This window comes from Cellvibrio sp. OA-2007 (assembly GCF_000953825.1).
GTDB lineage: Bacteria > Pseudomonadota > Gammaproteobacteria > Pseudomonadales > Cellvibrionaceae > Cellvibrio.
Map to the genome: position 1 here is coordinate 1 of NZ_BBUL01000038.1, position 1,384 is coordinate 1,384.

1 protein-coding gene is annotated in these 1,384 nt (G+C 55.6%); it reads left to right on the forward strand.

Annotation, left to right across the window (positions count from 1 at the left end):
• The first annotated feature begins 139 nt into the window (after positions 1–139).
• The gene (locus AWU77_RS02155) at positions 140–1,306 is read left to right on the forward strand and encodes an IS4 family transposase (RefSeq protein ID WP_062058574.1); all 1,167 of its coding nucleotides are present in this window, start codon (positions 140–142) and stop codon (positions 1,304–1,306) included.
• The last annotated feature ends 78 nt before the right edge of the window (positions 1,307–1,384 follow it).

Below are 1,384 nucleotides of genomic sequence, written 5' to 3' on the forward strand. Positions count from 1 at the left end.
GACAACGGTAGATCCGTCATCCCGGCGCAGGCCCACTGCTGTCCGGAATAATTTGAGGGGAAATCGCTGAAAGGGTTGCAGGGACTGGGTTACGGGCGTATACCCGAAGTCGCCAAACTTAAAACCTAGACCCTGCAACATGTTCAGCATAACTACCTTTCACGAATTATTAAAGGGCCTGCCGCGCTCAACCTTCGATCAGCTGGTCGACAAGCGAAAAGCTGACAAGTTCTCCAAGGGCTTCGGCCACTGGAATCATCTGGTGGCAATGCTCTACGGCCAGCTCAGTGAAGCACCAGGCCTGCGACCATTAGAGGCTGGATTCAACGCCCAGGTCTCGCACCACTATCATCTCGGCACCGGGCCGATCAAGCGCACGACGCTGTCCGATGCAAACGCCAAACGTTCCGATTCTGTCTTCCACGCTACCGCTGCCTGGCTGATGGGACAGTTGTCGGGCAAGCTGCGCAGGGAAAGTGTTGAGCTGATGTACCTGCTCGATTCGACCTCACTCACACTCAAGGGACGGGAATTCGACCGTTGGACCCGAGATAGCCGTACCCAGAATACCCAAGGCATCAAGGTGCATGTGCTATTCGAGGCAGCGTCGCAGACGCCGCAATGGCATAGTTTCAGTGCTGCCAACGTCAACGATGTCGAGTTGGCCCGCTCAGTTCCGTTACAGAAGGGGGCGCTGTATGTCTTCGACAAGGGCTATTGCGACTACCGTTGGTGGCACGACATCGATCAGGCCGGTGCGTACTTCGTTACGCGTTTCAAACGCAATGCCAGTTTGAGAACTGTCGAGATTCGCGGCATCCCTGAAGAGGCTACGCAGGTTGTGCTCAGTGACGAAATCGTTCAGTTCAAGAATCGTCACCCTGGAGGCGGACGTAAGAACCCCTACAGCCGCAGCTTGCGTTGTGTGACCATTGCGCGGCCCGACAAGCAAACTCCGCTCGTCTTTGCCACCAACGATCTGCATAGCCCGGCCCTTGAGATCGCCCAGCGCTACAAAGAGCGTTGGGGCATCGAGCTGTTCTTCAAATGGGTCAAGCAGCACTTGAAGATCAAGAAATTCCTAGGCCGCAGCGAGAACGCGGTGCGCATTCAGGTGCTCACAGCCTTGATCGCCTATCTACTTCTGGCCTTGTATCGCATGCGTCATGCACTGGAAGTGACCATGTGGGAGTGTCTGGCCCTGGTTAGGGCAACGCTCTTCCAGCGCCAGCAGAGCGAATCGTACTACAAGCGAAAGCGACGACGAGAGGCCGAAATAGCCTCTCGACAGCTAAGGCTGATTTGATGGGGGACGTCAAGAAGATTATTCCGGACAGCAGTGGGCGAAGGCCGGAACCCAATTTTGCAAGCAAACCAATAACGC

Excerpts from the sequence above, each read along its gene's own strand:
- AWU77_RS02155 (WP_062058574.1), top strand. The coding sequence starts at position 140 with ATGTTCAGCATAACTACCTTTCACGAATTATTAAAGGGCCTGCCGCGC.